A 23,241-nucleotide genomic window follows, 5' to 3' on the forward strand; every position below is an offset into this window, starting at 1 on the left:
AAAATTCAAAACAATATCATAAACTTCCTTTTCTGATCTCATTTTTATCTCCTCCAATTATTGAAATAGGTGTGAAGCCATTTTAGGGCTTTCCCGCCTTGATTACCCTTTAGCAAAGACGGGCGGGACTGTCAACGGCGGCGCATTTATGCGCCGTTCATCTTGACCGTTGACTGGCTCGGCTGGCTTTGCTATCTCTCCGATAAACCTGAATTCATTTAATGTACTTATTTTTAGTGCATATAAAAGGTTATATCAAATTTTCCCGACTGCTTTGTGTTTTCATATATTTTAGTATCAAGTCCGCCAATTTCAAAACCGCAAGCCAAATAAAACAAGCACGCATTCAAATTGTTGTCCTGACCAACAGTATACAAACCTGCATACCCATTTGCTATGGCATATTGATAAGATGCCTTAATTAGCTGTTTACCAATACCTTTACCACGCATTTTGCATTTGACTTTCAAGTCGTATAAAAAAAGACAGGGATTGAATACAGGAGTCAATATTGCTAATCCAATACAATCCGCTCCCTCATATGCTCCGATAAAAACATAGTCTTTCATCTCATGATAATTGTAGTTTTCATCTTTATTATTTTTCATTTTTTTAAACTATTTAATACTAATGTCTTTTATAATAGCTTTTCATATATTATATAATCAATCTTTATAAGTCCTTTTATAAATTTCTTTTCTACCATTTTCGATAAATTCCTGTTTAATATTTTTAATTCCATAAACAATAGTTTCAATAGGATAATATTCTTCAACTATATCTTGATATTCTTTTGCTTTCTCAATATCTATATTTCCATACATTCTTAATATATCTTCTCCAAAATTTGTTCCTATTTCTTCTTCACTATCTTCAAGTAAGTATATAAAATCACAATATTCATCTATAATTCCAGAATCTCCAAAATCAATTATTCCAGTTAATCTATTATTGCCATCTAACAATAGATGATTACAACTAAAATCATTATGGCATAAACACTTTTTACCCTCAAAAACTGTTGTTGCATTTAGTCTTTCCATAAAACTTTCTATATAATCTTTTTCTATATCAGTTAAATCATTATAAATAGTTTCACGCAACAATATATACTCTTCTAATACATTTTGTTTATTATCAATAGTACATTCACTAATATCTGTATAATCTAAACCGTGCATTTGTCTTAAAAAACTGGCAATATCTCGTTTTAACAAATTTTGTTCTTCTTCTGACATAGTAGAATAAATTTCTGGTGTTAAAAAAGTTCCTTTAATTTCTTTATAACCTAGTATAGATAATTCATCACTAATATACGAATATTCAATATTAGGAATTTTTACATTAGTTTCTAAATTTGTATTTAAAAAATTATATATTGCTTTTTCTTTTGCATAACCTTTTTTCTTATTAGTACTAAATTTTGTTTTAAAAATGTATTCATTATTAACTAAATATGCCACACTATCATAACCACTACCGATTATTTCAATACTATCTACTTTGAAATTATCAAAGTAATGCTCAATTAAATATTTCATTGCCTTAACATTTGTGGCATTATCATCATATCTATATTCCATTAAATAACAATCTTCTTTTTTGCCCTCGTGTAATTCATGTTCTGGCAAATCTTCAATAATTCTAAAACCAGATTTTTGGTATGCCCTTATTGCTCTTGGATTATTTTTATGAGGGTCTAAAATAACTGCATTAGCATTTCTTTCTTTTTTCAAAAATTCAAAAATCAATTTAATATATCTTGTACCAATTCCTTTACTCCAATAATTTGGCTCTCCTATAAATTGATCCATACCATAGACTATCTCATCAGTTTTTGGATAATGATAATCAGTATATAACTCATCATACATTTTATATATTTGTCCATATCCAATAGGAACATTGTTATATTCAATAATTACTCTAAAAACTTCATCTTCCCAAGGCTCTGTATAATGTTTTTTTAATGATTCTAATGTATATTTTTTATCTCTACCACCATAAAATTCTAATACTCTTTCATCAGTTAACCATTTTAACATCAAAGGAAAATCATCATCTATTAAAGTTCTTATACATATTTCATTTTCAACTATATTCATTTATTTATCACCTTTTTCATAATCATATACATATACTATTTCATCTTTATAATCATTTTTACCACCTAATTTTTCATATACATGGCAAGCTCTAGGATTACCTTTATCAGTTATTAAAAACATTTCAGAACAACCAATCTCTTTAGAATATTCCTTAATAAAAGATAATAATTTTGAACCATAACCTTTGTCTTGATAGTTAGGTAACATTCCTATTGAGTGTAAATAAAACATTGTTTTTCCATCAGGTCTTAAAAGTGTATAGCAATATGCAAATCCTATAATTTTATTATTTTCTTTAGCTATAAACCCAAATGAACTGGTATCATTAAGAAATCCTTTTAAATTATCAATATCAAAAACCATATTATCATCTTCATTAATTTAAAATAAATTTAGCCTCTACTCTTCTATTATCTGCTCTACCCTCTTTAGTGTCATTGCTCGAGCGTGGCTTATCTTGACCATAACCAACTGTCTGGATACGACTTTTATCTACACCGAATTTTTCAAGCTCTTTTGCAACGCTGTTAGCGCGTCTTTCTGAAAGTTTTTGATTGTATGATCTAGAACCTATATTATCAGTATGACCCTCTAAAATAGTATCATATCTTACATTTTCATCTAAAATTTGAGCAATTTCTTTGATTTGTTCTTCAAAGGCTGGGTTGATATTTACTTTATCAAAATCAAAATGTCCCTCTAAATAAATTGTTTTTTCGCAACCATTCTCATCCAGCGAAGCACCCTCTCTTGGTTCTTCAGGACATTTTGATTGTGAGACTACAGGAGCTGGAGCAGGGGTTACAACTTGAGGTTTATTAACTACTTCTTTTGTTTGCTCCACTACAACTTTTTCTTGCTTAGCGCCAAAACCAAAACTAATGCCCAAAGTTGAAACCCAACTATGATCTGCATCATGGAAAGAAATTTGATCTCTTGTTTCAAGTCTTAAAGCTAAAGAATCACTAAGGCGAAATTTTAAACCTGCTCCATAATGACCAAATCCTCCACTTTTATTATCAAAAGCGCCTTTAGAAAAATCCTCATATCCCCCACCAGCTAAACCATAAAAATAAAATTTCTCACCTAAATCAATGCCTTTAATAGCACTCAAATAAGTTCTAGTAATATCGGTGGTAAGAGTAGAATTTGTATATTTTACATCCGAGTAATGTTCTAAACCTAGTTCTAATTGATCAAGCCAAAAATCATCAAAATGATACCCTAGTCTAATCCCTGGTGCATAGCGATTATCCATATCTAAATTACCTTCAAAATAATTGTAATTCAAAGTAGGAGTGATTTCAAATTTTACATTGTTATCTGCACCAAATAAAACGCTTGCCAACCCTAAACATAGCAATAACTTTCTCATCAAAAGCCTTTCATAGATAAATTCACTTAAGTAGTACGAAGTTCAATTATATCATAAAATATAAAAAAATAAATAGTAAATAGAGATAAAATATAAAAAGCGGGAAAATCCCGCCAAAGATTAACGTTTAGAGAATTGTGGGCTTCTTCTTGCTTTGCGGCGTCCATATTTTTTACGCTCAACAGTTCTGCTATCTCTAGTAAGAAGTCCTTTAGGTTTCAATAAAGCTCTAAAATCAGCATCCATAGCCGCTAAAGCTCTTGAAATTCCGTGTCTTAAAGCTTCTGCTTGAGCACTATAACCACCACCTAAAGTCGTTGCTTTGATATCCATTGAAGTTTCTTGCTTAGTTACAAGTAAAGGCTGAACTACTTTAAGCTTGATCGCTTCATGTCCACCAAGCCAAGTATTTAAATCGATACCATTAACGCTGATTTTACCGCTACCTGGTTTTACCCATACTTTTGCTATAGCAGTTTTTCTTTTACCTGTTGCATATGTTGTTGCCATGATTATTTTCCTTCTTTAGCAATTTGCGCAGTGTGTGGGTGCTCACTACCCGCATAAATTTTTAATTTTTTAAGCATCGCTCTACCCAAATTTGTTTTAGGAAGCATACCTCTAACTGCTAATTTATATAATTTTGCAGGATTTTTTTCAAGTAAATCTCCGAATTTTTCGCTTTTTACGCTTCCAAAATATCCTGAATGTCTGTGATAAAGCTTATCTTCTGCTTTATTTGCACCTGTAAATACAGCTTTTGAAGCATTGATGATAATCACATAATCACCACAATCAACATTAGGAGTAAAGCAAGGTTTGTTTTTACCTCTTAAAATTGTTGCTACTTCAGTTAAAAGACGACCAAAGCGTTTGCCTTCTGCGTCTAAAACAATCCATTCTCGTTTAACTTCGTTTGGCTTTGTTATCTTTGTCATAATTCTTTACCTTTGCCAAAAATTTTTTGAAAATGAGATTATAATTATTTTTACTTAAATAATACTTAATTTAAGAATATTTAAAGTTTAGTAGCCTTTTTATTTTTATCTCGCTAGCACAGATAAAATATTACATTTTAAGCATATCCTTGTTAAAATTACTTTTTATTATATTAAAAATAAGGTTTTATTTTGCTTTCTTTAAAATTTAAAATTCAAGAGTATCTTCAGTGTAAAAATTGTCTTAAGATAAACCCTGAAGAAGATGCTAAATTTTGTATATTTTGTGAAAAAGGGTTAAATCATCCCGCAAGACAAAGGCTTGATTATATTTACAGTAAAAATCCCGCTATCATAGTAGCGCTTTTGGCAAAAGTTGCAAAAGCAGATGATAAAATCATCACAAAAGATTTATCCAAATTTATATCTTCTTTACTCGATAAGATAGAGATGTTTTATTCTAAAGAATACAGTGGATTTAGAAATACTTATGCAAGTATTTTTGAGTATGAAAAAAATCAAGGCAGAAGTATCCATGAACTTTGCACTAGTGCAAGATTTTACGAGAAAGAAATCGATTTTCTCATATGTTTACTGCTTGATTTGATATATTATGATGCAAAAATGAGCGCAAATGAAAATGCTCTTATGGAAAATATCATCGTAGGACTTGGATTAAACCTTATAAAATTTAGAGAAGTAAAGCTAAAATATGAACAAATTTATAATTTTACCCATGAAAAAGCACAGCAAGAACAACCAAAAGAAGACAAATTTACAATCACTCTCGAACAAGCTTATGAAATTTTAAATTCTCATCCTAAGGATGATTTTGAAACTATCAAGAAAAATTATAGAAAATTAGCCAAAGAGTACCACTATGACAATCTCCACTCCAAAGAACTTCCACCTGAACTTTTAAAAATAGCTCAAGAGATGATGAAAAAGATCAATTTAGCCTATGAAATCATCAAAGAAACAAGGGGTGCATAATGCTTATTTGTAATCATTGCAATACAAAAAATTTAGATGTAGCTAAATTCTGCAAAGAGTGTGGAAATAGTGATTTATACGATCCGCAAGCAGAAGAAAAACTAGAACAAGAAAGAAGAAAACAAGAAGAATTAAGAAGACTAGAAGAAGAGAAAAGAAAAATAGCTCAAGAAGAAAGAGAAAAAAGTCTCAAACAAAGAAAAGAATTTATCTCAAAACATAAAAGCAAAATCATAATTAGCATGGTGAGTTTCTTTTTGATAGCTTCGCTAAGCATATATCAGTATTTTTATGGTGGAAAATACAGCAGAGTTTATATAAACAAACTTGAGGGAAAATGCCACTACGATGATGCAAGTAGCTGTAAAATGCTCCAAACTATCTATAAAGAAAAATGCGATGATGGAGATGGTAAAGCTTGTTTTGCTGGTATCTTTGTAAGCGGTGATTTAATAAGGGTGTCATAGTCAATCCGGTGCTGGGTGCAGTGGTTCTTTCCAAAGGCATTGTAGGTCTTGCAGGAGTAAATCTGCTGGGGATATTTTGCGTTTGTGTAGCGTACCGTCAGCGACTTCCCAAATCCCATCATTTATCTTATCAGCACCTGCAACTCCTATAACTTTTCCATCTTTAAATGCACAATATGCAATATCTGATACACACTTACCATTTTCAAAAGTTATAATATTTCTTTAACCCACTCATTAACTTGTTTCATTAAATCATATATATCCATTTGTACCACCATTTATAAAACTTTCTTTATTTTATCAACTTGTTCTTCTACTTCTTCCGGATAGTTTTTAACCATATCATCAAAATCAGCAATTTCACGTGCCTTTATTAACATTGATACTCTTTTGATTAAATCTTCATCTGTATATTTATAATAACTTAATACCTTATTTATAAAATCTGTTCCTAAATAATAAAGTGCAGCAATATCATAAGCAGGATCACCCATACCAGAGCCTTCAAAATCCACTATTCCAACTAATTCGTTATTATCGTTAAGAATATAATTCTCATACCATAAATCTCCGTGTATAAAATGATAATCATTAAATGTTAATAAATAGTTTTTATATTCATTAAACCAAGATAATATTTTTTCATAATTAGATTCACTTAAATATTCTTTTAATTCAATAACACTTTGTTCAGTTATTTCTAATTCATTTTTTATATATTCATCTTTATCAAAATCAACTCTTATTTCATATAATTCATCCATAAATTCAGCGAGTTTTTTAGCAATATTATCTAAATTAACTATTTCAATATGTTCTTTTCTAAAAGTATGTCCTTTAATCATTTTATAAATTAATGCGCCATTTGGATATTCTTCGCAAGGCTCAATCAATTCAATAATTCTTGGTATTTCCAACGATTTAACATTACTTATTTGATTAATTACGTTCACATATTTTTGATAGTTTTTATATGAATTTTGATTTACTCCATCAAGTAAAATATAATCATCATTTATAATATATGCCTTACTATTAAAGCCTTCATTTATGTATTTTCTACTTATAATATCCATCTTTGCACCTCATTCTTAATAACTAAATAGAGTCATAATAATAAACATTTTCTGGCAATTCTTGATTAGGCAATTTGAATGTTCTAATTTTAACAAACTTACCACCAATAATTGTCTAAAATAGTAAGGCCGTACCGCTTACTATTTTTTCTTTTACTGCTGAAACAGTATCTTTGATTGAATGCGCAGTTGTATCTATAACATTTAATTCATAGATTCCTAAATTGGAAAATTGATTCCACATTGTTTCAACTAATTCAATATTTGTTTCTCTGTCTAACTTTGAGCGTTCGATAGCTCGCTTCATGGTTTCTTCTTTACTTGCCCTTAAAACGATATAGTGTACTTTATAATGCTCTTGAACAATGTTGAGCCACGGCTCTAAAAACCACGGTCCTACAATGCCATCTACAATTACATCATATCCACCACGAGCATATCGCTTCGCAGCTTCTAAAAACGCTTCAATGACAATCAAATTTTGCTCATTTGATTCTGGCAAATGCGGTGGTATTGCCCCTTTACTCAAATAATGATAAAAGTCATCTGTGTGCATATGCACAGACTTTTCCAAATCTGATTCTTTTGCAACAGCAGATGCCGTTGTAGTTTTTCCTGTCCCCGGCGCACCTGTGATTACAATAATTCTACCTTGATTCATCTATATTTTACCTCCACAAATTCCGATTTGACTATCTCTTAACTCGTTTTGATAAATGAAGTTCATTATCATCTACATATCCAAGTTTATTATATACAGTTTGTGCAACAAGATTTTCTTGTCCTGTTAGAAGTTCATATTGGTGAAGTGAATAATTCTTACTACAATAAGCCTCTGCAAAAGTAATCATCTCACTCGCTAAGCCTCTTTTTCTGTATGCTGGTTTAACATACACTTCTGTAATTTCAGGCATATATTCATCATAGCAGAACGATTTTTTAAGCTGAACACAAACAAATCCAACTAACATATCATCTTCATCAGCAACGATAACAACTTCCTGTTTATTATTCATAAGGGAATTTCTAATATTGTCTATGCTTGTTTCGCTCTCACCATTAAATTCATCATTTAAGATGTTTAATTGCTCTGCATCATTTACTGTTGCAATTCTTACCATAATTACACCTCATCAAATTCCGATTTGTTGATAACTCATTATATCATAAATCTATCCACTATATCATAAATCTATCCACTTTTCAATCTATATCACGCAATTAACTTGGAAAGGAACACCGCCGAGCAATGGGTTATCTCGGCGGTCACTCTTTTACTCGTTGTCCGCTCCATACGATACCGACGACGGAATTCCGTTATCATTTAGATTTTTCTCGATATCCTTCACCGGAAGTGAGGAAAAATACGCTTCTCTTCCCTCTTTTATTATAAGCTCGTGGCACGGCTTGTTTCCGGCGTTGTCGGGAATGCGCGCGTCCATTATGTTCACGGCTATCATCTCAGGAGTAATGGCGGCTCTCCCTCCGGCTTGACCTACGCACACCACCGCGTCGGGTCTGTATTGCTCCACCGCTTTTTTAAGAACCTCTCCTGCCTTTCCAAACACCGTCGGCACTTCGAGCTTTAAAATTTCCGCGCCTTGTATATCGTTTTAAGGGCAAGTAAAGAAGAAACTATGAAGCGAGCTATCGAACGCTCAAAGTTAGACAGAGAAACAAATATTGAATTAGTTGAAACAATGTGGAAGCAATTTTCCAATTTGGGAATCTATGAATTAAATGTTATAGATACAACTACGCATTCAATCAAAGATACTGTTTCCGCAGTACAAGAAAAAATCGCAAGTAAGCACACCACTCTTGTGGAAGAAAGCGAACTTACTCATGTTGCGGCTCCTGATAATCCCACGAAAGAGTTTGAGAACCGGCAAGAGCGTTTTGCACTATATCGAGCAATGCAACAGTTAGATGCCGAAACTCGTGAAGTAATCCATCTGCGATTAGCCGGTGATTTCTCTTTCCGTGACATCGGTGACATTCTTGGGCACAGCGAAGTATGGGCTCGAGTGCGCTTTTATCGTGGTAAGGAAAAACTTGTAAAGATTATCGGAGGTGATAACAATGCGTGAAACCAATCTTGACTGCTGCGTAGTCAGGGATTTACTCCCATCCTATCTTGAAGAATTGACCGAGACAGAGACCTCTGCTATGGTCAGAGAACACATTGAGCATTGTGCGGCCTGCCGCCAGCTTGAAGAGGATATGCGCAGGCAGGTTCCTATTGAAAAAGCGCCACAGCGTGCACTTAGATTTTTAAAGCGTGTTAAACGCACTCGCTTAATAGCGGCAATTCTTTCCGCACTTGTTGCCCTGTTTTGTATAGGGTGGCTCTATGATTTGGAGTTTCATTATGCCAATACAGAAGCCGGTAGGCTGGAAGCGGTATGTGACTATATTCCTTCACCGGAAGGCAACACTATTTCCGGTGTGGAAGCAGGAACTCCGGTTCGTGCAGTCTCGTGGCAAACAATAGACAATCACCTGCTGATCTTTTTCGCAGCTGATAACGAGGAAAATGTTCATGGTGTTATGCATCTTTACTCTGTTAATCCTGTTCAAATTTTATTCCTCCTCTGTGACTTCCATAAAAAGTATATCCTATGCGTTCTTAAGCTAGCTGCTGTTAGTGCTTCTCATTGCACCCTGGTTATAAAAGCCATACTCACAAACCTCTTCACCAAAACTCTTTACATCTCTAATATAGAACTCTATCTAGCGAACTTTTAGAAAAGATATAAAACATCAGAGTATGGACAGTTGCGGATGTACTTCAGAAAAGATTAGATGTCTAAAAAGCTTGTAGTTAAAGCTTTTTAGACATCTAAATCTAGGTACTAAAACAATTCATCCAGTAAAATATAATATTTTATTTTCTCCCAATCAGGCTTGATCCCCAGTAAGTCAAAAAATAGCTCGACATACTGTTCTTCCCCGATATCCTCCCTGATCGACCGGACGCAGAAGGCAATGTCATACCACTTGTCCGCCCTGCCGCTTCTCCCAAGATCAATAAAGCCACTTACTTTGCCATCTTTCACAAAGATGTTGCTGTCTCCCAGGTCGCCGTGGGAAAAGACAAGTTCCTCTTCGGGCTTTTCCGTCTTTAAAAAATCATACAGCTCGCGCGGATCTTTAAATGGAGTGTCTTCTTCCCAGTTTTCGCAATCCACATCGGCCAGATCGTTATTCAGTAAGTAATCCAATTCGGCTAAGCGGCTGTCTAAGCTATTCGTATAGGGACAATCCGATATGTCGATGGAGTGAAAGAGCCTGATGCACTCCGCATACAGCTCGATAATCTTTTCAGGGCTTTGTTCATCTTCATACTCTTCCGAGCAAAGGACGCCATCGGCCTCACTCATGAGCAGATTGCTCCAGCCATCATGCCGTTCAAAGTGCAGGACCTTTGGAACAGGCAGCTTTCCTTCCAGCCATAGCATCATGTCCTTTTCCCGTTCCACATCATAGGTGGTCCCTTTATACCGGCTGTCCGTCATTTTTAAATATAGGTTTTCATTTTCTCCCACCAGCTTATATACCTTAGCAGGAGACATTCCTTCCGTATCTTTTACGCAGCGGTATTTTTCGATCAGTTTTTTCAATTCCGGTGATATTCTCATTTTAGCCATTTATTATTTCCTTCCTCTTTTCTACAGTATTTAAAGATACCCCAAGAAGCTAATTATAACAAAAAACCTTAAATACCAGAAAACAGCTTTTTCAAAGTTGTTTTCAAAGTTGGCGTATAACATAGTATCGACGGAGCCGATTTTGAAACCACAATTATGATAGAATTTACAAGCTATAAGGTTATTGTCCTGGGTTTCAAGCATTAGTCCATGCAAGTTTTTATGCTTTGCCCATTCTATAGATATATTGATAAGCGCGCTGACCGGGAATGAAGCTCCGCAGGACGCACTACTCTCGACAGAGAGTATAGAAGTGCGCCCTTTAGTTCCTAAAGGGTTTTTATCAGTGCGACAAACTGGGATTTTATTTATTCAGCAAGTCTTGTAATTCATCCAAAAAACGGCAAACATGAAAGCCGTCACAAACGGCATGATGCACTTGAATCGATAAGGGAATATAGTATTTTCCGCCCTCCTCATAATACTTCCCAAACGTAAATATCGGCAGTAGATAGTCATATCCTTTTTTTAGATTTAAGTTAAAGCCTTCAAAGCTTGTCCACGGTATCATAGAAACAGGGAAAGTGTTTTCCGGAGGATTAGGCTTTGCGGACATTCCCATTCGTTCACCAAAAGCGTCTATATCCTTTTGATAGTTCTGAAGAAACTCAGTATAGTCTGCTGTAAACTCAGTCCAAATACTCGAAAAGGTTTCAGTTTCCTTATGAAAAACTGTGTAGCAAGGCAGCATTTCTGAAAAAACGCCTACCTGTCCGTTTTCATCTAATGCGGTCCTGAACTCTTCATGTCGATTGATGATCGTTGTAACTCCATATAAAAGAGTTGGGTATAACTTTTTTCCATCCTTTTTCAACTTAGAAATATCGAGTTTTACCGTCATACTATATGTGCAGGGCGTATTGCCAAAATAGTGGTCGAAATACTCTTTTCGTGTCCAATTATTTATATCAATCTTTGTGAATTGCATCATTTATCCTCCGTAAATTCCGATTTGTTGATAACTCATTATATCATAAATCTATCCACTATATCATAAATCTATCCACTTTTCAATCTATATCACGCAATTAACTTGGAAAGGAACACCGCCGAGCAATGGGTTATCTCGGCGGTCACTCTTTTACTCGTTGTCCGCTCCATACGATACCGACGACGGAATTCCGTTATCATTTAGATTTTTCTCGATATCCTTCACCGGAAGTGAGGAAAAATACGCTTCTCTTCCCTCTTTTATTATAAGCTCGTGGCACGGCTTGTTTCCGGCGTTGTCGGGAATGCGCGCGTCCATTATGTTCACGGTAAAAATCGATGGACAGTGGAGCTTCTTAGATAAAAACGGGGAAATTATAGCAAAGCCTGAATTTGATGATATTTGGGGCTTCAGTGAGGGATTGGCAAAAGTTGAGTTAAATGGAAAATACGGTTTTATAGATAGAAGTGGAAAATTTGCAATCGAGCCTAAATTTGATAGTGGTGAGTATTTTAGTGAAGGGTTAGCAGGAGTTAAGTTAAATGGAAGATGGGGTTTTATAGATAGAAGTGGGAAATTCGTAATCAAGCCTAAATTTGATAGTGGTGAGTATTTTAGTGAAGGGTTAGCAGGAGTTAAGTTAAATGGAAGATGGGGTTTTATAGATAGAAGTGGGAAATTCGTAATCAAGCCTAAATTTGATAGTATTTGGGATTTTAGCGAAGGATTAGCAGCAGTAGGGTTAAATGGCAAATGGGGCTTTATAGATAAAAATGGAGAATTTGCAATCAAACCTAAATTTGATGATATTTGGGATTTTAGAGAAGGATTAGCAAGTGTTGGGTTAAATGGAAAAATTGGTTTAATAGATAAAAGTGGGAAATTCGTAATCAAGCCTAAATTTGATAGTATTTGGAGCTTTAGAGAAGGATTAGCAAAAGTAGAGTTAAATGGAAAATACGGTTTAATAGATAAAAGTGGAAAAATTGTAATCGAGCCTAAATTTGATGATATACGCTATTAAATCTCTATTATCTCCACCTTATCTTCTAAAACATAAACTAAAAAAGCTTGAGTTGATTTCTTAGCCAAAATCTTCTCTATAGCTTCTTTATAAAGCAAAACCTGCTCTTTATGCTTGTTGAAATTCAAACCCGTTTTATAGTCTATAATGATAGCTTCATCCTCGCCTAAAGCAAGCAAATCAAGCTGTTTAATCTCACCTTGAAAACTCAAAGCTTGCTCTTTGAGCAATTTTTTATTTTCGATGAGTTTTTGAAATTGGGCATTAGCAAGTAAATTTTTTATCCTTTTAAAAAGCCTTTCAAAATCATCGTGATTTAAAAAATGTCTAAATTTACCACTCACCTTCTGACAAAGAATGTCAAAATTTTCTCCTTGTGGAAGCTTTAAATTCTGCATAAAAAAGTGAAAAGCATTTCCAAAATAAATTTCATCCGAGCTTGTATTTTCTTTTCTTTCTATATCCTGCAAAGGAATTTTTTCAAATTCCATTAAGGCTTGAAAGCTTTCTTTTTGAGGCAAGTGGGTGTCATTGGTTTGAATTTCTATCTCGCCTAATTCTTGAATTTCAATATCAAGCATAGTGTTTAAATAACTTGGATAATTTCCACTTTGAAACGAGGCATTTCTTTTGATGATGATAAGATTGTCTTTTGCCCTTGTAAAAGCAACATAAAGCTTATTGATATCATCTTCGTAATCTGCTTTTGTGATTTTATCTATAAAAGCTTTATATTCGCTCTCTTGAGTCGCTTTTCGGTAGCTATCTTTTATGTGAAGCTCCCAACCTTGATCGATATCGTACTCAAGCATTATGGTTTTATTGTTGGGATTGTTTTTTGAAAGACTATCAAGTAAAATCACATGATCAAATTCCAAGCCCTTGGATTTGTGCACAGTCATGATATTTATACCTCTATTTTGCTCACTCATAATTTTTAAAGTGCAAGGCTCAAACAAAAGCTTTAAAAAATCATCCTTGCTTTTAGCGTATTCTATAAACTGAATCAAAGCCATATCATTAAGATCAAGTTTTAATTCTTTGATCAAATAAAGCACATTTTGCACAGCACTTTTTGCCAAATCAAGCTTTAATTTCAAAGGCTCAAAACCTAACATTTCTTTTAAAAAATGCAAGTAAAACTTATCGCCAAAAATGCAGTATTTAGCGTATTCTAAAAGCACTCTTATGCAGGCTTTATTTTCGAGTAAAATATTACTTTGAGTAAAGGCTGGGATATCTTGCTCGTGTAAAAAATCCAAAATCATATCCGCATCGTTATTTTTCCAACACAAAATGCAAATATCATCATAAATGATATTTTTACTTTTTAAAAATTTAAGCTGCTCTAGCAAAGCTTCTAGGGTTTTATCTTGAATTTCTTTAGCTTGATCTTTATCCACCTTTGTTTCTTGCGACTCGATCACACGCACAAAGCCACCTTTTTTGCTTTCTAAAGAAAGTTGAGGGGTGTAGTCTTTAATCTTGCTTTGAAAGGTTTTATTGACAAAATCAACCAAAATTTGTTTAGAGCGGTAATTGATCGTGAGTTGATCTTTTTGAATTTGTTTAAATTCAGTTTGCAACAAATCAAAAAGTTCTTTTTTACCCTTTCTAAAACGATAGATACTTTGTTTTTTATCGCCCACATAAAAAAAGGTTCTATTTTTCTTCACGCCCTCGCCCGAAACAAGCTCGGCGATCAAAGGTCTTAAAATTTGATACTGCACCACGCTAGTATCTTGAAATTCATCGATTAATAAATGAGAAATATAGCCATCCAAGCGAAAATAAATCATATCTTTAAAATCACTTCTGATAAGATCTAGCACCCTTCGGCTAATATCGCTAAAGCTTAAAGTATTTTTATCTTTTTGGATGATATCTTTAGCCTTGCTAAAATGGCTTAAAAGATTCATTAAATTTGCGATCTTATATTCTTCAAGCTCTTTAGCATAAGCATCTAAAGCTTTGATGAATGCTTTTCTTTTTTGGCTGAATTTAGCATCGCTATCTTCTAATTCTTGCAAGTATTTTGGAGCACCTGTTAAATTCAAAAGATCTGACTTTGCAAATTGGCTTAATTGAAGCACTTCATCTTTAAAATGCGTGCATAAATATTTATATCCTTTGACATGATCTAAGCTTAAACAATAAACCCTTAAATCATCATAGGCTTGATTGATAGAAGCTTTTGAAGGATTAGGAATCCTTACGCATTCTTTAAAATACGCATTTTCATAGAAATTCTCAAGCTCTTCAAAAAAATCATGATTATCTTCTAAACTCACCTTATAATAAGCTAAATCTTTTAATTCTTGGCGGTTGAGTAATTTTAAAAAAACAGCCCTAACATCGAGCTTTTCTTCACTTGTATCAAAATCACTACTTAATCCCAAATTTAAAGCAAAGGCTCTTAAAATTCGACTAAAAAAAGAATCAAATGTGCTTATCTTAAGCTCTTGTCTTAAAAACTCTTGTTTTTTCTTATCTCTTAAAAATATCAGCTCGTCTTCTTCGCACCCTAAAAGCTCACAAAGCTCTTTACACTCGCTTTTTTTACTTTCTTTTTCCAAATTTAAAAAAGTTTCGATAATCCTTTTTTTCATTTCGTTGCTTGCTTTTTTGGTAAAAGTTAGAGCTAAAATTTCATTTATTTTTGCTCCTTGTAAAATAAGAGCCACAAAACGCACACTTAAGGCAAAAGTTTTACCGCTTCCTGCGCTTGCTTCTAAGGCTAAAAAAGGCTTAAATTTCATCTAAAATCCTTTTTGTAGATGATTTTATAAGGGCAATACTCATCTTTATCGTTTTCAAATTCAATCTCTTCTTCTCTTTGCTCAAGCAAATCTTTTAGACATTCTTTAAGCTCATCCAAGCTTTTGGCCTTTTCTTCAACAAATTGCATTTGATTTAAATCATAAAATTTTGCTTCCGCATTTTCATCGCATAAAGCCTTATAAAAAGCTAGCTGAAAGGATTTTTCAGGGACTTTTCCACTTTTATAATCAATGATAAAATGTTTATCCTCAAGCTTATCAATACGATCAACAATACCCTTAAGCCTGATCGTATGATTTTGGATATTTAAAGCTTTATGATGTTCCTCTTCTTGCTCAATCACCTTATAACCTAATTTAAAATGCTCTTTTTCATTTTCGGCAAATTGTATAAATTTTAATTTAAAAATTTCAAGCTCAAGTTCGCTAATGCTGTATTTTGGATATTCTTGCTCTAACAAATCATTGAAAATTTTTAGGTTAAAATTATTTTTAGAATAATTCTTATAATAAAGCTCGAGCATTTTATGGATAAAATTTCCTTGATTTTTAGCCTTGCTTTCATCGCTTAAGGCTCTAGCTTCAGGTAATTCTAAAATATAGCGATAAAAATAAGTTCTTTTTTGATATAAAAATAAATTCAAACGACTAAACGATAATTCTTTTTCGAAAATATCGTGTTTTAAAACAGGTACTTTTATAGGATTTAAATTTAACTCTACGCCTTGATAGTCGAGTTTTAAAGCATTTAAATAGGCTTTAGAAGGTGTGGTTTTTTCTTCAAAAAAATTAAAATCAAGCTCATCTAAAAAACGCGATCGAGTTTGCTCTTCATTCTCCACAAAACTAATGCTAAGTTTTTTAGCATTTTTCATCAAATTTTCATAATAAAGTCTTTGTAAATTCTCTCTTCTTTCATAGCTTATAAGCCCTGCTTTTTTACGCACTTCATTGTTTAAAAACAACTCATTAATACTTCTTTTAGGAACAAAATCTTCATTAAAATCAAGTATGACAACACCATCAAAACTAAGTCCCCTGCTTTCTAAAAGTCCCATAACAGTGACTTTTCCACCACCCACATAACTTAGCTTTATTTGATCTAATTGCATGAAAAAAAGTTGCATGAGTTCTTTAAGCTTTAAGGATTTGTTTTTGAGCAAGTCCTTTATAAAACAAAGCTCTTTTTGCACCAAATTCATAAGCTCTTGACTTTCATCTTTTAAAAAACTGTGGATTAAATTTTCAAAATACTGCAAATCACAAATTTGATCAAAGCGAGTTCTAAAATCTTCAAATTGAAGTTCTAAATAATGCAACAAAGTATTATGATAATCAAAAATCATTTTTTCTTGTTCGAAATAATTCTCATCTATCTTATAGATAAAAGCGTCTGAATTTGCTCCATTATATAAGGCTTTGATCTTTTGATAAAACAAACTTTCTTTAATGCTTACTCCACTAGCAAAATTTAACATATTGTTTTTATCAAAAAGTTTTAAAAGCTCACAAAAACTTTCATCAGGAGTGATAACAGCTATCTTTTCAGGATCTATTCCTGCTCGGACAAAATTAGAAATTTCATCCATAACAAAAGCACATTGTAAAGACCTAAGCTCAAAAGCCTTTAGCTTGACTAAAGTGTTAGGATTTGAAAGTTTTTCTTGTTTTAAAATCTTTTTTTGTGAAAGATTGACTTCATAAAACATATCAAGTTCCAAGTGTATATCTTTTAAAAAGTCAAGTTCTAGTAGGTATTCAAGATTAAATTTGCTTGTTTTAAAGCTTATGATTGTGCTTTTGATTTTAGAAATCTCACACAACAAATCCTCTTCAAATTTGCTTAAAAAACCTTGTAAATCATAATATATACTTTCGTATTCGTTTAAAAAATCTAAATTAAGTTTATATTCTTGAGCTAAGGATAAATCATCGTATAAATTGTGTTGCTTAAGCAAAAGAAGATAATTTGTATAAACCTCGTCTAAAATTTCTAAATGCTCATTATAAGTTGCGTAATAGTCATTGTTTTTAAGATCTTGTATACTTTTTTTTTCTAAACTTAATTCTTTAAAAAAAGAAAAAAGGTATTCGTTATTTTTCAAAAAAGCAAAAAATTCAGCTGAAATACCTAGTTTTTTTTCTAAATCTTTACTTTTTAAACAAGCTTCTTGCATTAAAAGCAAGCTCTCATAAGAGCTTGCTTTAAAAGAATTTACCACGCATACTCGATCTAAAAAATCTGATACAAGAAAAGCAGAATCAAGTAAAGCGTTTTTGGCCTTTGCTTTTTCTTGATATTCTTTAATCTTTCTTGAGGAACTAAATATTCTTAGTATCATTGAGCATTTAATTCATAGCTAAAAAAGCCTGTTATTTCATCATCTGTGCTAAGTTTGATTTTGAGTTGCCATCTACCTTTTTCAAGCTGAGGCAAGGATACACTTAAAACTCCATCTTGAATTTGCCCTAAAAGTTTTTGATCAAATTCTCTTGTGTGAGGTCTTGTAAGTAAAATTTCACTCTTTAAATTTTGTATATTTGCTTGATCGTTTAAGGCTGTTATTTTAAATTGCGCTAGATAAGAATCTGCACTGATTGTATAACTTGCAATCTTTCTTTTACCAATCAAATCAATCTTATCATTTTGAAATTCAACCTTAAACAAGGTATCAAATTGCTCTTGTTGTTTTTGGATAATATTATAATTATTTTCAACATTTTGGTAAGAGTCAAAATAAAAATCATCCTCATATACAGGATAATTGCTTGCCACTATAATAGTTGCCACACAAGCAACCACAATAGCAAAAATCGAAATTAAAATTCCATAAGGCCAAAAGGTTTTTTTACTTTCAAGCATTTTTCTTCCTTTTCATTCTTCTTTGAGCGTAGTATAACAACGCAAAGCAAATAAAGCCATAGATTAAAATTCTTAAAATATTGATAGTATCGCGGTTTGCATTGCCTATAGAGTGTTGCAATTCAATCCCTCTAGCTTGTGCTAAACGATCAACCATATCTCCATAGCCATTTAAAATAGCCGCATTATAAATATCGCCTTTATTGGTCGCTAAAATAGGCAAAATAGATCCTGTTCCTGGATAAGGACTAAGCACAGCTTCTTTATCGATTAAAGTTAAAGCTCCTTTAGAACCTATGATATCGACTTTATGAGAATTTTTAGATAAAACAAGCAAAACATAAGATTGTGGGAGTTGCTTATGCAAGTCTAATAAAGTTTGAAAATCGCTCTTATCGCCAATTGCTACGCCGGCAAAAATTCCGCTTTTTTCTTGAAGTTCTTTACCGATAAGATTAATCTCATCAACAACTTTTTGGTTAAGTATATTTTCATTAAAAACTACAGGCTCAAGGGCAAGAATTTGCACAGGTATAAAAAATAAAAAGATGGCTAATAAGCCATCCTGTAGTATTTTTCTCATCCTATATGAAGATGGTTTGCAGTTAAAACCGACCATGCAGTAATCGCAGCAGTCACAACTAAGCCAATAACAATCAAATATTCTAAAACTTTACTCATTGCGCTGTCCCTCCTATGCTTTTATGATCTTGTTCTTTTGAACCAAGCATTTTAACATTTTGGATATCTTTAAGGCTGTAGGGCTGTTGCATTACTTCTTGTTGAGCTTTAAGACCCCAAATGGTTAAACCTACTAAAATTGCAAGCAATAAAACGGTAGCAATCAGCATACCCGTAACACCTGAAAGAGAAAATACGCATCTATTAGTGTTTTCCATTATTCACCCCTTGAAAGAGAAATTACATACTCACCAACAGCTTCTTTTTGAGTATCATTCAATATAGAAAATGCTGGCATAGCTCCAATAAAGCCTGTTTTACCACTATGTAAAACATCTACAACAAATGCTGCTGAGCCGTATTTTGTAAGATCAGGGAAAATTCCATCTTGACCTTTTCCATCTTCACCATGGCAAGCTGCACAAGTTGCATAAGCCTCTTTTCCTTTAGCAACCAAATTTTCATTAGAAGTTTTCTTGATAGCAGAAAGCTCTTTTGCTACATAAGCAGCAATCGCAGGAATATCTTCTTCAGCAATTCCCAAATCCGCAGCAGCAGGCATTTCTCCACCTGGGAAATTCATACCTTTTGCACCATGTTTAATCGCATCGATTAAACCCTCTTCGCTACCCCAAATATTTAAATTTTGAGCTTTTCCATTGATACCATCACCAGTAATTCCATGACAAGCAGAGCATTGAACCAAAAAGATATTTTGTCCCATAGCTACCTTATCTTCAGTAGATAAGTTTTGGAATTTTTCTTCAAATTTAGTATTGTAAGCCTTAACTTCTTCGTTGTACTCACCTATACTTGAGTAAGAATTTAAAGGATATCCCCATAAAAAATACCAAACTGCCCATACTATGGTAAGAAAGAATATAACAGCCCAGCCTATTGGAATCGCATTTTTATATTCTCCTATGCCATCCCAGCTATGCTCACTTAATTCTGCCTCACCTTTTTTCTCTTTCATATATTTAAACATTCTACCAACGACTACAAGAGTAATCAATATAATAAGAATCGCTCCAATGAAAGATAATAAATTAACATTATCTTGCAAATTTAACCATTGCATCAAGCACTCCTTTTACTTTCTAAAACACTATCATCGATATCATCGCTCAAAGCGAGATTTGCATATTTTTCATAATTTCTCTCGCCTTTTTTTTCTGCCCTATAAAGATGATACCAATAAGAATACAATACTATTGATAAAAACATTACAAATAGAAAAAATCCATAACCTTGAAAAATTTCCCATTCATGTTTTTGCACTGCTGATAAATTCAAAGTGACCAAATTTTTAATCACATTCCAAATAATCACTAAATGTTCCATATTTTTACTTTAAGCTATTTAAATAAGCGATTAAAGCAACGATTTCTTTAATCTCGCCCCTAGCAAAAGCATCTTTTACCTCTTGATTTTTCATTTGATCAACTATAGCTTGTGCTTCGGCTTTTATTTCAGCTTGTGCTTCTTCCCAAGTACCTAACTTGGTTCCATTTTCAGTATCATAAGGGACATTAAACACTTTTTTAACAGTTAAAGCTTCTGCATAAGCAGTTTCCATGTCGGCATTGTTTTTAAACATATGCTTATAAGCAGGCATAATAGAATTTGGAACAACTGAAACAGGATCCCACATATGGTTTTCATGCCAGTCTGTAGTTCTATAATTTCCAACACGCATTAAATCAGGACCTGTTCTTTTTGAACCCCAAAGAAAAGGTCTATCATAAGCAAATTCGCCACTGACAGAATACATACCATAACGATCAGTTTCAGATTTAAAAGGACGAATAAGCTGTGAATGACAAGCATTACAGCTATCTTTGATATAAATTTGGCGTCCTGCAAGCTGTAAAACCGTATAAGGCTTCTTTCCTTCTATAGGTCTTGCATTTTCTGCAAAATTTGGCAGCACTTCAATAATCCCAGCATAAGCAATCACAATAAAAACAGCGACAGCAAAAAAGAATGGATTTTTTTCTAACCAACTAAACATTTTCTCTCCTTTTTATGCAGCCATAGGCGAAGCGCTTTTTGGCTCTTTATCAAGCACTTTTCCACAAGCAATTGATTTATAAATATTATAAGTAAACATGAAAAATCCTATAAGATATAATAAACCACCAATTGCCCTAATCCAATAATAAGGTATAATAGCTACAACAGTGTCAATAAAGCTGTAAAGCAAGTTGCCGTATTCATCTGTAGCTCTCCACATCATACCTTGAGTGATACCTGCTATCCACATAGAAGCAAAATAAAGCACTATACCTGTAGTTTGAATCCAAAATTGTGCTTCCATTAAAGATTTGCTATAAAGCTCTCTTCTAAATATTCTAGGAGTCATATGATAAAGTGCTGCCATAGTCATAAAACCAACCCAACCTAAAGTTCCATCATGAACATGTCCTGGAATCCAATCTGTAAAGTGAGCTAGAGCATTTACTGATTTAATTGAAAGAATTGGGCCTTCAAGTGTTGAGAACATATAGAAAGTTGATGCTAAAATCATAAATTTAATCAAAGGACTTTCACGAAGTTGACTCCATTCACCCTTCATAGTAAGTAAGATATTTATCGCTGAACCCCAAGAAGGTAAGATAAGCACGATAGAGAAAACCGAACCCATAGTTTGCATCCAATCAGGCACAGTTGAATAAATCAAGTGATGTCCACCTGCCCAAAGATAAACAAACATCAAGCCCCAAAACGCAAATAAAGAAAGTTTATAAGAGAAAATCGGTTGACCGCTTTCTTTTGGTAAGAAATAATAAATTTGAGCAATAATACCCACAGTAAATACAAAAGCAACCGCATTGTGCCCATACCACCATTGAACTAAAGCATCATTTGTCCCTGCATACATAGATACACTATGCCACCATTTACCCATTTCTGCAACAAAATAAGTTGGAACTGCCATATTGTTAAAAAGATAAAGCATAGCAATACCTAAAAATGTAGCTATGTAATACCAAAGAGAAATATAAAGGGTTTTTTCACGGCGAATTCCAATAAGTCCAAAAATGCTTACACCCCATAAAACCCAAATAAGCACAACAAGAATATCTAAAGGCCACTCAAGTTCAGCATACTCTTTAGAGGTACTTACACCTGCAAATAAAGAAATTACAGCTACAATCATGGTAATCATATAAAGCCAAAAATGAAGCTTGCCTATAGCCATTAGAAATTTGGATTCAGCCATACTTACTTTAAGAACACGCTGTCCTATATAATACCAAGTTGCCCAAATCCCTGAAAGCATAAAACCAAAAATCACACCAGAAGTATGAAGCGGTCTAAGTCTTGAAAAAGTAGCATATTCGCCTGCTAAATAGTTTAGATTAGGATATGCCATTTGAAAAGCTATAAGAGTTCCTATAGCCATACCTACAATCCCGAACAATATAGTCGCAAACATAAAGTATTTTGCAACTGTATAGTCGTAATTTAATGCATTACCTGGGTGCATCGACTTTCTCCTTAAAATTTTTAAGATAACAAGTTTATATTATAGACTATTAATTATACATTTTTTCTTAAAGCCAATATTTTTGTTAATCATTTGTTATTTTTTATATTTTAAAGAATTTTTTTGTCCTAATTTTCTATATTGATTTTATATCCCAAACCTGGAACATTTTTAATAAATTTTTCTCCAACTTTATCTCTTACTCTTTTTATAAAAGTTCTAACCGCAGTATCGCTAACATGCTCACCTATCCAAACATTCTTCTTAATATCTTCATGCAATACCAAAACCCCAGGCTGCTTTAAAAGCAATGAAATAAAAGCAAGCTCTTTTTTGGTTAAAACAATTTCTTGTCCTTTATGAATTAATATTCTTTTAGTCTTATTGAATTGATACTCTTTAGAAATATCAACAAGCGCGTTAGTTTCTATCTTTTCACCCACTAAATAATCCAAAACTTTAAAAAGTTCATCTACATCTACAGGTTTGATTAAATATTTATCTATACCTATATCAATAGAACGCAACAATCTTTCTTTTTCCGAATAAGCACTGAGCACTACAATAGGAACATCATTTGCTATTTCTTTAATTTCTTTTGCCATATCAAGCCCATCCATGATAGGCATAGCAATATCTGTAATAATCAAATCGGGCTTAAATTTTTTAAATTTCTTTAAACCCTCATCACCATTTTGTGCACCTATTACCTTGCTGTAACGAGAAGATAAAACATTAACAAGCGATTCTCTAATTTTTACTTCATCTTCTACAACCAATATAACCAATTCTTTCATAA

General features: G+C 33.0%; 27 protein-coding genes and 4 pseudogenes. 6 read left to right on the plus strand and 25 right to left on the minus strand.

Going from position 1 to position 23,241, the window contains the following annotated elements:
* Nucleotides 1–233: 233 nt before the first annotated feature.
* From KAR67_RS07210 to rplM, 6 genes are all read right to left on the minus strand, one after another.
* Nucleotides 234–608 (minus strand): GNAT family N-acetyltransferase, encoded by a 375-nt coding sequence (locus KAR67_RS07210; protein WP_079744545.1) that lies wholly within the window; start codon nt 606–608, stop codon nt 234–236.
* A 57-nt stretch (nt 609–665) separates the two neighbouring features.
* Nucleotides 666–2,105: an aminoglycoside O-phosphotransferase APH(2'')-Ia gene (gene aph(2'')-Ia, locus KAR67_RS07215; protein ID WP_001028144.1), complete on the minus strand. Its 1,440-nt coding sequence runs from the start codon at nt 2,103–2,105 to the stop codon at nt 666–668.
* Complete coding sequence (locus tag KAR67_RS07220; RefSeq protein WP_002303448.1) at nt 2,106–2,471, minus strand: GNAT family N-acetyltransferase; 366 nt, start codon at nt 2,469–2,471, stop codon at nt 2,106–2,108. It abuts the gene before it with no gap.
* Nucleotides 2,472–2,484: 13 nt separating this feature from the next.
* Nucleotides 2,485–3,483, minus strand: coding sequence for a fibronectin-binding outer membrane protein CadF (cadF, locus tag KAR67_RS07225; protein WP_025096304.1), 999 nt, complete (start codon nt 3,481–3,483; stop codon nt 2,485–2,487).
* Between the two features lie 120 nt (nt 3,484–3,603).
* Complete coding sequence (rpsI, locus tag KAR67_RS07230) at nt 3,604–3,993, minus strand: 30S ribosomal protein S9 (protein ID WP_002779320.1); 390 nt, start codon at nt 3,991–3,993, stop codon at nt 3,604–3,606.
* 2 nt (nt 3,994–3,995) lie between these two features.
* Nucleotides 3,996–4,421, minus strand: a complete 426-nt coding sequence (gene rplM / locus KAR67_RS07235; protein ID WP_002779321.1) for a 50S ribosomal protein L13 — start codon at nt 4,419–4,421, stop codon at nt 3,996–3,998.
* Nucleotides 4,422–4,613: 192 nt separating this feature from the next.
* On the opposite strand from rplM, the gene KAR67_RS07240 reads away from it, so the two are divergent.
* Both KAR67_RS07240 and KAR67_RS07245 read left to right on the plus strand, forming a co-directional pair.
* On the plus strand, nt 4,614–5,414 hold the full coding sequence (locus KAR67_RS07240) for a DnaJ domain-containing protein (protein ID WP_162284626.1): 801 nt from the start codon (nt 4,614–4,616) through the stop codon (nt 5,412–5,414).
* The gene (locus tag KAR67_RS07245; protein ID WP_225899383.1) at nt 5,414–5,881 is read left to right on the plus strand and encodes a zinc-ribbon domain-containing protein; all 468 of its coding nucleotides are present in this window, start codon (nt 5,414–5,416) and stop codon (nt 5,879–5,881) included. The genes KAR67_RS07240 and KAR67_RS07245 overlap by 1 nt, the downstream gene beginning before the upstream one ends.
* Here KAR67_RS07245 and KAR67_RS07250 read toward each other — a convergent pair.
* The 5 genes and pseudogenes from KAR67_RS07250 to KAR67_RS07270 all read right to left on the minus strand — a co-directional run.
* Nucleotides 5,869–5,991 (minus strand): annotated as a pseudogene (locus tag KAR67_RS07250) (recombinase zinc beta ribbon domain-containing protein); the annotation flags it as partial. The gene KAR67_RS07245 and the pseudogene KAR67_RS07250 overlap by 13 nt on opposite strands.
* Nucleotides 5,992–6,162: 171 nt before the next feature.
* The gene (locus KAR67_RS07255; RefSeq protein WP_057031881.1) at nt 6,163–6,960 is read right to left on the minus strand and encodes an aminoglycoside 3'-phosphotransferase/choline kinase family protein; all 798 of its coding nucleotides are present in this window, start codon (nt 6,958–6,960) and stop codon (nt 6,163–6,165) included.
* A 115-nt stretch (nt 6,961–7,075) separates the two neighbouring features.
* A complete protein-coding gene (locus KAR67_RS07260; RefSeq protein WP_060787550.1) occupies nt 7,076–7,621 on the minus strand; it encodes an AAA family ATPase in 546 nt (181 codons plus the stop codon).
* A gap of 31 nt (nt 7,622–7,652) precedes the next feature.
* Nucleotides 7,653–8,081, minus strand: a complete 429-nt coding sequence (locus KAR67_RS07265; protein ID WP_025096305.1) for a GNAT family N-acetyltransferase — start codon at nt 8,079–8,081, stop codon at nt 7,653–7,655.
* Nucleotides 8,082–8,234: 153 nt separating this feature from the next.
* Entirely contained in the window at nt 8,235–8,528 is a 294-nt protein-coding gene (locus tag KAR67_RS07270; protein ID WP_009145957.1) for a peptidase C15, read from the minus strand.
* A gap of 36 nt (nt 8,529–8,564) precedes the next feature.
* Between KAR67_RS07270 and KAR67_RS09695 the strand changes: the two are divergent.
* The 3 genes and pseudogenes from KAR67_RS09695 to KAR67_RS09705 all read left to right on the plus strand — a co-directional run.
* A pseudogene (locus KAR67_RS09695) lies at nt 8,565–8,768 on the plus strand (hypothetical protein); the annotation flags it as partial.
* A 15-nt stretch (nt 8,769–8,783) separates the two neighbouring features.
* Complete coding sequence (locus KAR67_RS09700) at nt 8,784–9,050, plus strand: sigma factor-like helix-turn-helix DNA-binding protein (RefSeq protein ID WP_223201969.1); 267 nt, start codon at nt 8,784–8,786, stop codon at nt 9,048–9,050.
* Nucleotides 9,043–9,156, plus strand: a pseudogene (locus KAR67_RS09705) (zf-HC2 domain-containing protein); the annotation flags it as partial. The gene KAR67_RS09700 and the pseudogene KAR67_RS09705, both read left to right, overlap by 8 nt.
* A 659-nt stretch (nt 9,157–9,815) precedes the next feature.
* Here KAR67_RS09705 and aph(3')-IIIa read toward each other — a convergent pair.
* From aph(3')-IIIa to KAR67_RS07295, 3 genes and pseudogenes are all read right to left on the minus strand, one after another.
* Nucleotides 9,816–10,610, minus strand: coding sequence for an aminoglycoside O-phosphotransferase APH(3')-IIIa (gene aph(3')-IIIa, locus KAR67_RS07285; RefSeq protein WP_001096887.1), 795 nt, complete (start codon nt 10,608–10,610; stop codon nt 9,816–9,818).
* A 30-nt stretch (nt 10,611–10,640) separates the two neighbouring features.
* A pseudogene (locus KAR67_RS07290) lies at nt 10,641–10,871 on the minus strand (GNAT family N-acetyltransferase); the annotation flags it as partial.
* A gap of 103 nt (nt 10,872–10,974) precedes the next feature.
* Nucleotides 10,975–11,598 carry a type A-13 chloramphenicol O-acetyltransferase gene (locus KAR67_RS07295; protein ID WP_040564913.1) on the minus strand — a complete coding sequence of 208 codons (624 nt, stop codon included), beginning with the start codon at nt 11,596–11,598 and terminating at the stop codon, nt 10,975–10,977.
* A 322-nt stretch (nt 11,599–11,920) separates the two neighbouring features.
* On the opposite strand from KAR67_RS07295, the gene KAR67_RS07305 reads away from it, so the two are divergent.
* Entirely contained in the window at nt 11,921–12,625 is a 705-nt protein-coding gene (locus tag KAR67_RS07305) for a WG repeat-containing protein (RefSeq protein ID WP_060800821.1), read from the plus strand.
* Here KAR67_RS07305 and KAR67_RS07310 read toward each other — a convergent pair.
* The 11 genes from KAR67_RS07310 to bumR form a co-directional block, all read right to left on the minus strand.
* Nucleotides 12,622–15,384 carry a RecB-like helicase gene (locus KAR67_RS07310; protein WP_002799023.1) on the minus strand — a complete coding sequence of 921 codons (2,763 nt, stop codon included), beginning with the start codon at nt 15,382–15,384 and terminating at the stop codon, nt 12,622–12,624. The two genes, KAR67_RS07305 and KAR67_RS07310, sit on opposite strands and share 4 nt — an antisense overlap.
* Nucleotides 15,381–17,747: a PD-(D/E)XK nuclease family protein gene (locus KAR67_RS07315; protein ID WP_002810822.1), complete on the minus strand. Its 2,367-nt coding sequence runs from the start codon at nt 17,745–17,747 to the stop codon at nt 15,381–15,383. The genes KAR67_RS07310 and KAR67_RS07315 overlap by 4 nt, the downstream gene beginning before the upstream one ends.
* Nucleotides 17,744–18,268, minus strand: a complete 525-nt coding sequence (locus KAR67_RS07320) for a FixH family protein (protein ID WP_002785857.1) — start codon at nt 18,266–18,268, stop codon at nt 17,744–17,746. The genes KAR67_RS07315 and KAR67_RS07320 overlap by 4 nt, the downstream gene beginning before the upstream one ends.
* Entirely contained in the window at nt 18,261–18,851 is a 591-nt protein-coding gene (locus KAR67_RS07325; protein ID WP_002785855.1) for a hypothetical protein, read from the minus strand. The genes KAR67_RS07320 and KAR67_RS07325 overlap by 8 nt, the downstream gene beginning before the upstream one ends.
* Nucleotides 18,848–18,949, minus strand: a complete 102-nt coding sequence (locus KAR67_RS07330) for a hypothetical protein (RefSeq protein ID WP_002779328.1) — start codon at nt 18,947–18,949, stop codon at nt 18,848–18,850. Before KAR67_RS07330 ends, KAR67_RS07325 begins: the two co-directional genes overlap by 4 nt.
* Complete coding sequence (locus tag KAR67_RS07335; protein ID WP_162829289.1) at nt 18,946–19,170, minus strand: DUF4006 family protein; 225 nt, start codon at nt 19,168–19,170, stop codon at nt 18,946–18,948. Before KAR67_RS07335 ends, KAR67_RS07330 begins: the two co-directional genes overlap by 4 nt.
* Nucleotides 19,167–20,030: a c-type cytochrome gene (locus KAR67_RS07340; protein ID WP_002779330.1), complete on the minus strand. Its 864-nt coding sequence runs from the start codon at nt 20,028–20,030 to the stop codon at nt 19,167–19,169. Before KAR67_RS07340 ends, KAR67_RS07335 begins: the two co-directional genes overlap by 4 nt.
* Complete coding sequence (locus tag KAR67_RS07345) at nt 20,030–20,293, minus strand: cytochrome c oxidase, cbb3-type, CcoQ subunit (protein ID WP_002779331.1); 264 nt, start codon at nt 20,291–20,293, stop codon at nt 20,030–20,032. The genes KAR67_RS07340 and KAR67_RS07345 overlap by 1 nt, the downstream gene beginning before the upstream one ends.
* A gap of 4 nt (nt 20,294–20,297) precedes the next feature.
* Nucleotides 20,298–20,963 carry a cytochrome-c oxidase, cbb3-type subunit II gene (gene ccoO, locus KAR67_RS07350; RefSeq protein ID WP_002779332.1) on the minus strand — a complete coding sequence of 222 codons (666 nt, stop codon included), beginning with the start codon at nt 20,961–20,963 and terminating at the stop codon, nt 20,298–20,300.
* 12 nt (nt 20,964–20,975) lie between these two features.
* On the minus strand, nt 20,976–22,442 hold the full coding sequence (gene ccoN / locus KAR67_RS07355) for a cytochrome-c oxidase, cbb3-type subunit I (protein WP_002781183.1): 1,467 nt from the start codon (nt 22,440–22,442) through the stop codon (nt 20,976–20,978).
* Nucleotides 22,443–22,570: 128 nt separating this feature from the next.
* Nucleotides 22,571–23,239 (minus strand): butyrate response regulator transcription factor BumR, encoded by a 669-nt coding sequence (gene bumR, locus KAR67_RS07360; RefSeq protein ID WP_002779334.1) that lies wholly within the window; start codon nt 23,237–23,239, stop codon nt 22,571–22,573.
* Between the last annotated feature and the right edge of the window lie 2 nt (nt 23,240–23,241).

The sequence above is a fragment of the Campylobacter sp. JH32 genome (genome assembly GCF_017846535.1).
GTDB classification, from domain to species: domain Bacteria; phylum Campylobacterota; class Campylobacteria; order Campylobacterales; family Campylobacteraceae; genus Campylobacter_D; species Campylobacter_D coli.

Excerpts from the sequence above, each read along its gene's own strand:
- KAR67_RS07260 (WP_060787550.1), bottom strand. The coding sequence starts at position 7,621 with ATGAATCAAGGTAGAATTATTGTAATCACAGGTGCGCCGGGGACAGGA.
- cadF (WP_025096304.1), bottom strand. The coding sequence starts at position 3,483 with ATGAGAAAGTTATTGCTATGTTTAGGGTTGGCAAGCGTTTTATTTGGT.
- KAR67_RS07310 (WP_002799023.1), bottom strand. The coding sequence starts at position 15,384 with ATGAAATTTAAGCCTTTTTTAGCCTTAGAAGCAAGCGCAGGAAGCGGT.
- KAR67_RS07325 (WP_002785855.1), bottom strand. The coding sequence starts at position 18,851 with ATGAGAAAAATACTACAGGATGGCTTATTAGCCATCTTTTTATTTTTT.
- KAR67_RS07210 (WP_079744545.1), bottom strand. The coding sequence starts at position 608 with ATGAAAAATAATAAAGATGAAAACTACAATTATCATGAGATGAAAGAC.
- KAR67_RS07320 (WP_002785857.1), bottom strand. The coding sequence starts at position 18,268 with ATGCTTGAAAGTAAAAAAACCTTTTGGCCTTATGGAATTTTAATTTCG.
- KAR67_RS07245 (WP_225899383.1), top strand. The coding sequence starts at position 5,414 with ATGCTTATTTGTAATCATTGCAATACAAAAAATTTAGATGTAGCTAAA.
- ccoO (WP_002779332.1), bottom strand. The coding sequence starts at position 20,963 with ATGTTTAGTTGGTTAGAAAAAAATCCATTCTTTTTTGCTGTCGCTGTT.
- KAR67_RS07220 (WP_002303448.1), bottom strand. The coding sequence starts at position 2,471 with ATGGTTTTTGATATTGATAATTTAAAAGGATTTCTTAATGATACCAGT.
- rpsI (WP_002779320.1), bottom strand. The coding sequence starts at position 3,993 with ATGGCAACAACATATGCAACAGGTAAAAGAAAAACTGCTATAGCAAAA.
- ccoN (WP_002781183.1), bottom strand. The coding sequence starts at position 22,442 with ATGCACCCAGGTAATGCATTAAATTACGACTATACAGTTGCAAAATAC.
- bumR (WP_002779334.1), bottom strand. The coding sequence starts at position 23,239 with ATGAAAGAATTGGTTATATTGGTTGTAGAAGATGAAGTAAAAATTAGA.
- rplM (WP_002779321.1), bottom strand. The coding sequence starts at position 4,421 with ATGACAAAGATAACAAAGCCAAACGAAGTTAAACGAGAATGGATTGTT.
- KAR67_RS07255 (WP_057031881.1), bottom strand. The coding sequence starts at position 6,960 with ATGGATATTATAAGTAGAAAATACATAAATGAAGGCTTTAATAGTAAG.
- KAR67_RS07265 (WP_025096305.1), bottom strand. The coding sequence starts at position 8,081 with ATGGTAAGAATTGCAACAGTAAATGATGCAGAGCAATTAAACATCTTA.
- KAR67_RS07345 (WP_002779331.1), bottom strand. The coding sequence starts at position 20,293 with ATGGAACATTTAGTGATTATTTGGAATGTGATTAAAAATTTGGTCACT.
- KAR67_RS07330 (WP_002779328.1), bottom strand. The coding sequence starts at position 18,949 with ATGAGTAAAGTTTTAGAATATTTGATTGTTATTGGCTTAGTTGTGACT.
- KAR67_RS07340 (WP_002779330.1), bottom strand. The coding sequence starts at position 20,030 with ATGCAATGGTTAAATTTGCAAGATAATGTTAATTTATTATCTTTCATT.
- KAR67_RS07315 (WP_002810822.1), bottom strand. The coding sequence starts at position 17,747 with ATGATACTAAGAATATTTAGTTCCTCAAGAAAGATTAAAGAATATCAA.
- KAR67_RS07295 (WP_040564913.1), bottom strand. The coding sequence starts at position 11,598 with ATGCAATTCACAAAGATTGATATAAATAATTGGACACGAAAAGAGTAT.
- KAR67_RS07305 (WP_060800821.1), top strand. The coding sequence starts at position 11,921 with ATGTTCACGGTAAAAATCGATGGACAGTGGAGCTTCTTAGATAAAAAC.